The 7,540-nt window shown below is 69.9% G+C and carries 8 protein-coding genes, 1 other RNA gene and 3 pseudogenes; 9 read left to right on the forward strand and 3 right to left on the reverse strand.

Annotated features, from left to right (window positions below; all coding sequences use genetic code 11):
• Positions 1-131: pseudogene (locus tag AC2W7M_RS15660) on the reverse strand (acyl-CoA dehydrogenase family protein); the annotation flags it as partial.
• A 5-nt stretch (positions 132-136) separates the two neighbouring features.
• Here AC2W7M_RS15660 and AC2W7M_RS15665 point away from each other — a divergent pair.
• From AC2W7M_RS15665 to AC2W7M_RS15685, 5 genes and pseudogenes are all read left to right on the forward strand, one after another.
• Positions 137-271: a hypothetical protein gene (locus tag AC2W7M_RS15665; protein ID WP_486133152.1), complete on the forward strand. Its 135-nt coding sequence runs from the start codon at positions 137-139 to the stop codon at positions 269-271.
• Between the two features lie 61 nt (positions 272-332).
• On the forward strand, positions 333-674 hold the full coding sequence (locus AC2W7M_RS15670) for a rhodanese-like domain-containing protein (protein ID WP_486133153.1): 342 nt from the start codon (positions 333-335) through the stop codon (positions 672-674).
• A 509-nt stretch (positions 675-1,183) separates the two neighbouring features.
• Positions 1,184-1,660, forward strand: a pseudogene (locus AC2W7M_RS15675) (glutamine synthetase family protein); the annotation flags it as partial.
• A gap of 107 nt (positions 1,661-1,767) precedes the next feature.
• Complete coding sequence (locus AC2W7M_RS15680; protein ID WP_486133154.1) at positions 1,768-2,226, forward strand: hypothetical protein; 459 nt, start codon at positions 1,768-1,770, stop codon at positions 2,224-2,226.
• A gap of 100 nt (positions 2,227-2,326) precedes the next feature.
• Complete coding sequence (locus tag AC2W7M_RS15685) at positions 2,327-3,433, forward strand: polyamine ABC transporter substrate-binding protein (RefSeq protein ID WP_486133155.1); 1,107 nt, start codon at positions 2,327-2,329, stop codon at positions 3,431-3,433.
• 141 nt (positions 3,434-3,574) lie between these two features.
• Here the strand turns inward: AC2W7M_RS15685 and aroB are convergent, their stop codons facing one another.
• Positions 3,575-4,723 carry a 3-dehydroquinate synthase gene (gene aroB / locus AC2W7M_RS15690; RefSeq protein WP_486133156.1) on the reverse strand — a complete coding sequence of 383 codons (1,149 nt, stop codon included), beginning with the start codon at positions 4,721-4,723 and terminating at the stop codon, positions 3,575-3,577.
• 12 nt (positions 4,724-4,735) lie between these two features.
• On the reverse strand, positions 4,736-5,344 hold the full coding sequence (locus AC2W7M_RS15695; RefSeq protein WP_486133157.1) for a shikimate kinase: 609 nt from the start codon (positions 5,342-5,344) through the stop codon (positions 4,736-4,738).
• Between the two features lie 157 nt (positions 5,345-5,501).
• On the opposite strand from AC2W7M_RS15695, the gene AC2W7M_RS15700 reads away from it, so the two are divergent.
• From AC2W7M_RS15700 to AC2W7M_RS15715, 4 genes and pseudogenes are all read left to right on the forward strand, one after another.
• Positions 5,502-5,645: a hypothetical protein gene (locus AC2W7M_RS15700; RefSeq protein ID WP_394021516.1), complete on the forward strand. Its 144-nt coding sequence runs from the start codon at positions 5,502-5,504 to the stop codon at positions 5,643-5,645.
• Positions 5,642-6,582: pseudogene (locus AC2W7M_RS15705) on the forward strand (site-specific tyrosine recombinase XerD). Before AC2W7M_RS15700 ends, AC2W7M_RS15705 begins: the two are co-directional and overlap by 4 nt.
• Before the next feature lie 30 nt (positions 6,583-6,612).
• Positions 6,613-6,976: a transfer-messenger RNA gene (gene ssrA, locus AC2W7M_RS15710) on the forward strand.
• Positions 6,977-7,101: 125 nt separating this feature from the next.
• The coding region (locus tag AC2W7M_RS15715; protein WP_486133158.1) for an SspB family protein at positions 7,102-7,540 on the forward strand (439 nt) is incomplete at its 3' end.

The raw sequence follows: 7,540 nt of genomic DNA on the forward strand, positions 1-7,540 counted from the left end.
TTCGCCACCTGGTCGCGCGGCGTGGTGCGGGCGAGGAGCAGCATCAGATCGGAATGCTCGGCCCGGCTGGTCCAGATCTTCTGGCCGTTCACCACATAATGGTCGCTCTCGCGCCGGGCGGCGCTGTGGAGCCCCGGTGCTGCCGGAGGGCGTGACCTCGCCGGCCACCGCGGTGGTGGCGCTCATGGCCTTCCTCGCTCTGGTGGTCTGGCGCGTGCCCGCCTTTGCTGTGGTGGCGGGGGCGGCGCTGGCGGGGCTCGTCGCCCTGTGACCCGGCTTGCCGCGGCGCAGCGGAGCGTGCATCCTGACGCGAACCATCAGGACACCTCTGCATGAGTGAACCCAATCCCTTCGGCGGGCGCATCACCCATCTGTCGCCCGAGGAGGTCCGCGCCGGCCTGGAAGACGGCTCCATCCTCCTGGTGGACGTGCGCGAGCCCAACGAGATCCAGGCCGAGCGCATCCCCGGCGCCGCTGTCATGCCGCTGAGCGCGTTCGATCCCGGCGCGCTGCCCGACCCGGAGGGCCGGCGCCTGGTCTTCTCCTGCCGCTCCGGCCAGCGCTCGCAGCGCGCCGCCGCCATCGCCCAGAGCGTGGGGCTGCCCTATGAGGAGCACATGCGCGGCGGTATCATCGGCTGGCGCCAGGCCGGCTTCGGGGTGGACCAGGGCTGATCCGCGGCCGGCGCCCCGTGCGCGCGCAGGCCGAAAAATTCCCGTCATCCTTGATGCGTTGCGCTTGAAGGTTTCCAGCAGCCGCGCTTGGATGAGGCGTGCGCGACAGCCTCCGGCCGGAAGGCCCTGCGGCGGCGCACCGAGAATGGAGCATCATGCCGGTTTCCGTTTCCGGCCGCCTCGCCAGTGACGCCGCGCCCGCGGCGGAGGACGAAGTCGCGGCCTATGTGAGTGCCTTCGGCGCGCCGGAGGTGGTGGAAGTCCTGCTGCCCGATACCTCAGGGGTGCTGCGCGGCAAGTGGATCCCCGGCCCGGCCATGGGCAAGATCTGGAGCGACGGCGTTGCCATTCCGCTCTCCATCTTCGGCCTCGACGTGTGGGGCTGCGAGGTGGAGGCGACCGAGATCCATCTGGAGACCGGCGATAAGGACGGCCTGTGCTGGCCGGTTCCGGGCACGCTGCGCCCGGTCCCCTGGTCGCCGCGCCCGACCGCCCAGGTGCTGCTGACCATGCACGAGCCGGACGGCACGGCGCGCGGCAAGCCCTGGCTGCTCGACCCGCGCCAGCAGCTCGCCGCCATCGTCGACCGCTTCGCCGCGCGCGGGCTCTCCCCCTGCGTCGCCTTCGAGCTGGAATTCTACCTGCTGAAGGGGGATGCCCCGCCCGGCGCCATGCCCGAGCCGGTGTTCCCCATCACCGGCCAGGCGCGGCAGAACATGTATTCCATGTCGGACCTCGACGCCTTCGCCGGCGTGCTGCACGACATGCGCTCCGCCTGCGGCCTCCAGGGCCTGCCCGCCGACACGGTGATCTCGGAGGCGGCGCCGGGCCAGTTCGAGGTCAATCTCTACCACCGGGTGGATGCGCTGGCCGCGGCGGACGACGCCATCCTGCTGCGCCGCCTGATCGATGGCGTGGCGCGGCGCCACGGGTTGCGCGCCACCTTCATGGCGAAGCCGCTGGTGGACTTCGCCGGCAATGGCATGCACGTCCATGTGAGCCTGATGGACCAGGAGGGGGGCAACCTCTTCGCCCGGCCGGCGGGGAGGGGGACCGGGCGCTGCGCCACGCCGCGGCCGGCCTGCTGTCCACCATGGCCGACGCGACGCTGGTCTTCGTGCCGAGCTTCAACGGCTATCGCCGGCTGGTGCCGGGCAGCTATGCGCCCACCTCCATCACCTGGGGCTACGACAACCGCTCGGTGGCGGTGCGGGTGCCCAACGGCCCGCCCAAGGCGCGGCGCCTGGAGCACCGCATCGCCGGTGCGGAGGCCCATCCCCACCTCGTGCTCGCGGCCATCCTCGCCGGCATGCTGGAGGGGCTGGAGGCCGGCATCGAGCCGCCCGCGCCCTTGGTGGGCAACGGCTACGAGAACGACGCGCCCTCGCTCTCGCCCTCCATGGCCGAGGCGGTGGCGCGCTTTTGTGCCTCGCCCTTCATCGCCAAGGCATTCGGCGAGGAATATCGCCGCGTCTACGGGGTGATGAAGGCCGAGGAACTCGCCGCCTTCTCTCGCGTCATCCTTCCGCTGGAGTACGACACCTATCTGTGAGGCCTGTTTTCTGTTGAGCCTCCTTCCGCGCGGCCATAGGCTTGCCGGCACAGGGCCGTTCCGCAGAAAGTCGGCCGCACCTTTCAAGAGGAGAAGCTGGATGCGTCGTCTGATCGCCGCGGCACTGATCGGTGCCCCGCTCGCCTTCGCCGGGCCTGCCTTGGCCCAGCAGAAGACGCTTAACGTCTTCAACTGGTCGGACTATATCGACGAGAGCGTGCTGGAGGACTTCACCAAGGAGACCGGCATCAAGGTCCGCTACGACGTGTTCGACAGCAACGAGGTGCTGGAGACCAAGCTGCTCGCCGGCAAGACCGGCTACGACGTGGTGGTCCCCTCGGGCTCGTTCCTGCAGCGCCAGATCAAGGCCGGCATCTTCCTGCCGCTCGACAAGGCGAAGATCCCGAACCTGAAATATGCCTGGCCCGAGATCACCAAGCGCCTTGCGATCTACGATCCCGGCAACGCCCACGCCGTCAACTACATGTGGGGCACCACCGGCATCGGCTACAATGTCGACAAGGTGAAGGAGCGGCTCGGCGACATTCCCATGAACACCTGGGACATCGTCTTCAAGCCGGAGAACCTCTCCAAGCTGAAGGATTGCGGCGTCTACATGCTGGACGGCCCGGAGGAGGTGATCCCCTCCGCCATGAAGTATCTCGGCCTTGATCCGGATTCCAAGAACCCGGACGACATCGCCAAGGCCGGCGAGCTGCTGATGAAGGTCCGCCCGTTCATCAAGAAGTTCGATTCGTCGGGCTACATCAACGCTTTGGCGCGCGGCGACATCTGTCTCGCGGTGGGCTGGTCGGGCGACGTGTTCCAGGCCAAGACCCGCGCCGAGGAGGCCGCGAAGAAGACCAAGAAGAAGCTGGTCGCCATCGAGTACGTGATCCCGAAGGAAGGCGCGCTCATGTGGTTCGACAATTTCGCCATCCCGAAGGACGCGAAGAATGTCGACAACGCGCTCGTCTTCATCGACTACATGATGCGCCCCGAAGTGGCGGCGAAGAACTCGAACTACATCTCCTATGCCAACGGCAACCTGGAATCGCAGAAGTTCATCGACAAGGCGATCCTGGACAACCCGGCGATTTATCCCGACAAGGAGACCATGGACCGCCTGTTCATCGTCACCACCAACGAGCCGGCGGTGCAGCGGGTCATCACCAAGACCTGGAACACCTTCAAGCGCGGCAAGTGAGCTGAACCGCAGGTGGACTGAGCGCGGCTAGGCCAGCGCTCCGAGATCGGGGTCGTCCGGTGTGCCCGGGCGGCCCCTTTTTCATCGCAAGCTGCGTGAACCACAGGTCCGCTCACGGACCCTGATGGTGCTTTCGCGACGTCACCGCACCTCGTCCAGGAACGCCCGCACCTCGGCGCCGTCCACGTCCTTGGCCACGAAGGCTTCGCCGATGCCGCGCACCAGGATGAAGGTGAGCGCGCCGCGGCTCACCTTCTTGTCCTGGGCGATGAGGCGCATCAGGCCGTCCGTGTCCGGCAGGTCGCCCGGCACGTCGGCGATGCGGGTGGGCAGGCCCACCGCCTGAAGGTGACGCTCCACCCGCGTCACGTCCTGGCCCGGGCACAGGCCGAGGCGGCGCGAGAAGGCGAAGGCGAGCGCCATGCCGATCGCCACCGCCTCGCCGTGCAGCAGCCGGTCGGAGAAGCCCGCCCCGGCCTCCAGCGCATGGCCGAAGGTGTGCCCGAGATTGAGCAGCGCCCGGTCACCGGTCTCCTTCTCGTCGCGGGCGACGATGGCCGCCTTGGCCTCGCAGCTCTTGGCCACCGCGAAGATGCGCTCCGGCCCGCCCTCGATCACGCCGCGCCAGTCTTTCTCCAGCGTCTCGAAGAAGGCGGCGTCGCCCAGCAGGCCGTATTTCACCACTTCCGCATAGCCGGCCTTCACCTCGCGCACGGGCAGCGTGTCGAGGGCGGCGGTGTCGGCCAGCACCAGCACCGGCTGGTGGAACGCGCCGACGAGGTTCTTGCCCTGGGGCGAATTGATGCCGGTCTTGCCGCCGACCGAGGAATCCACCTGGGAGAGCAGCGTGGTCGGCGCCTGAACCACGTCGACGCCGCGCCGCAGCACCGCGGCGGCGAAGCCCGTGAGGTCGCCCACCACGCCGCCGCCGAGCGCCAGCACCAAATCGCGCCGCTCGATGCGGGCGCCGATCAGCGCCTCGACCACCTGCTCCAGGCCCTTGTAGCTCTTGGTCTTCTCGCCTGGCTCCACCACCACGGCGACGGCCTCGATGCCGGCGGCGGCGAGCGACGCCTCGACGGCGGCGAGATGCACCGCGGCGACATTGGCGTCGGTGACGATGTCGACCCGCCGCGCCCGGCCGCAGCGCCGCGATGCGCGCGCCCGCCTCCCTGGAGCAAGCCGGGGGCCGATATGGATGTCGTAGGGCCGGCCCGCCACGTCCACATGCACCGTGCGGCGCGGGGCCTCGGCGGCGGTTGCGGCGGGGGAGGAGACGGTCGCGGGCATGGGGGTCGGCCTTCAGCAATCCGGGTCTGCGGCGGGGGCGAGGCGGTCGAGGTGCCGGGCCACGGCCTCCACCACCTCTTCCACCACCGTGTCGTGCATCACGTCGCGGCTGTCCACCACGAGGTCGGCGAGGGCATAGGTGTCGCCGCGCTGGGCCAGCAGCGCCTGGAGCCGCTCGGCGGGGTCGCCCTGGGCGAGCAGCGGGCGGTCGGTGCGCTTCTTCACGCGCTTCAGCAGCGTCGCAAGGTCGGCGCGCAGCCACACCGAGACGCCGCGCGCGGCGACCGCGGCCCGCGTCTCGGCATTCATGAAGGCGCCGCCGCCGGTGGCGAGCACCAGCGGGCCGGACTGGAGGAGGCGCGCCACCACGCGCTTCTCGCCCTCGCGGAACTCGGCCTCGCCGCGCTGGGCGAAGATGTCGGGAATGCTCATTCCCGCCGCCTTCTCGATCTCCTCGTCCGCGTCCACGAACGGCAGGCCGAGGCGCTTGGAGAGACGCCGGCCCACCGAGGACTTGCCGGCGCCGGGCATGCCCACCAGCACGATGGAGCGGCCCGCGAGCCTGCGGGCGAGGTCTTCCGGCGGCAGCGGGCCGCGCGCGTGCTCTTCGTCGTGGGTCACAGACGCCTCCGGCCACGGTTCTCTTTGCGTGCCGCTTGGGTTGGCCCTATCACCGGTTCGCCGAGCCGGCAATGAGGTTGAACGCCGGGCCGGCACGTGGCACCCCTTGCCGGTGCGCGCCGGCGGTCCGTGATTCGGCGCCCGAGGGAGACGGCGGATGCCCACCTTGATCCGCATCATCGTGGTCCTGGCCCTGCTGTTCGGCGCGGGCTACGCCGCCCTGTGGGCGCTCGCCAACTGGGTGGAGCCGCAGGAGCGCGAGATCACGCTCACCGTGCAGCCGGAGCGCATGGAGCGATGAGCGCCTCCGGCCCGCTCGCACTGTTCCTGGACATGCAGGCGGTGGAGCGCGGCGCGAGCGCCAACACGCTCGAGGCCTACCGCCGCGACCTGGAGGATTTCGCCGCCTTCCTCAAGGCGCGCCGTTCCGGCCTCGCCGATGCCGGAACGGCGGACATCCGCGCCTTCCTCGCCGACCTCTCCGACCGGGGCTTCGCCGCCGCCACGGTGGCGCGGCGGCTGTCGGCGGTGCGCCAGTTCTACCGCTTCCTGTTCGCCGAGGGCCATCGCGGCGACGATCCCGCCGCCGTTCTGGAAGGGCCGAAGCGCGGGCGCGCTTTGCCGAAGGTGCTGACGCTGGACGAGGTGACGCGGCTGATCGAGACCGCCCACCGCCGCGCAGCCGAGCCGGCGCCCGAGCCCGGCGCGAAGCCGCCGGCCGAGACGCTGCGCCGCCTGCGGGTCGCGGCCATGGTGGAGCTGCTCTATGCCAGCGGCCTGCGCGTCTCCGAGCTGGTGGCGCTGCCCGTCGCGTCGGCGCGCGCCAAGGCGGATGCGATCATCGTCACCGGCAAGGGCGGCAAGGAACGGCTCGTGCCGCTGAGCGGCCCCGCCAAGGCGCCATGGCGGCCTATCTGGAGGCGCGGCGCGCGGCCGGGCTCGACGCCGCGCGCTGGCTGTTTCCCTCCGGCTCGGAAAGCGGCCATGTGACGCGCCAGCAGACGGGGCGCGACCTGAAGGACCTCGCCGTGGCGGCGGGCATCCCGCCCGCCAAGCTCTCGCCCCACGTGCTGCGCCACGCCTTCGCGAGCCATCTGCTCGCCCATGGGGCGGATCTCAGGGTCGTGCAGACGCTGCTCGGCCATGCGGACGTGGCGACGACGCAGATCTATACCCACGTGCTCGACGAGCGCCTCAAGGACATGGTGCGCGATCTCCACCCCCTCTCGGAGGGCTGAGGCCGAGGGATTGGGGACTTTTGCCGCGTTCCCCTTTCATCGGCGGGAGGGGCAGCCTATATTCCAAGGGCCGGCGCAAGCCGGCTATGGCGATAAACGGTTGTCGGAATAAGCCTTTCGGACCCGGGGGCGGTACCCGGCGCCTCCACCAAAGCCCATAGCGCAGCAATGCGGGGTGGGCTCCGGCGGGGGCGAAATAGGATCGACGAGGGTGTAAAGGGCATTCTTTCGCTCGGCATGGTTCCGCCGTCATCGGGCCGACCTATAGTTGCGAATGACAACTATGCTCCGGTTGCTCAGGCCGCGTGAGCGGTTTGAAAGACCAAATCAAAGTCCTCCCGGGTAGCACCGGATAGGCGGGGTTCGGAGGCACCTGGCAACAGAAGCCTCCACTTCCCTTCCGTTCGGCCGGGCGGAGGGAAGGCATCGACGGCCGACCGGGTCCGAGCGTCGCGCCCGCGGGCCGTGCGCCGTGACGCGAGGGCCAGGACCGGCCGGCATCATTCGGTTCAGCGGGCCATGACGGTCGATCACATCCGTTACGATCTTCTCGCCCAGGAGGCGCTGCGCTCCGTGGTGCGGCGCGTGCTCTCCGATGCGGCGCGCGACGGCCTGCCGGGCGACCACCATTTCTACATCTCCTTCGATACCCGCGCGCCCGGCGTGCGGCTCTCCCAGCGCATGCGGGAGAAGTATCCGGAGGAGATGACCATCGTGCTCCAGCACCAGTTCTGGGACCTCGTGGTCACCGAGGCCGGTTTCGAGGTCGGCCTGTCCTTCGGCGGCGTGCCGGAGAAGCTGGTGATCCCGTTCTCGGCGCTGAAAGGCTTCTTCGATCCGTCGGTGAAGTTCGGCCTGCAGTTCGAGCTGCTCCGGCCCGGCAGAGGGGGCGGAGGCCGACGTGCCCGACCGCCGCCGGCCCGGTGCCGACGCTCCCGCGACCGGCGCCCGCCCCTCC

It is taken from the genome of Xanthobacter sp. BG11Y11_SDJG (assembly GCF_057364445.1).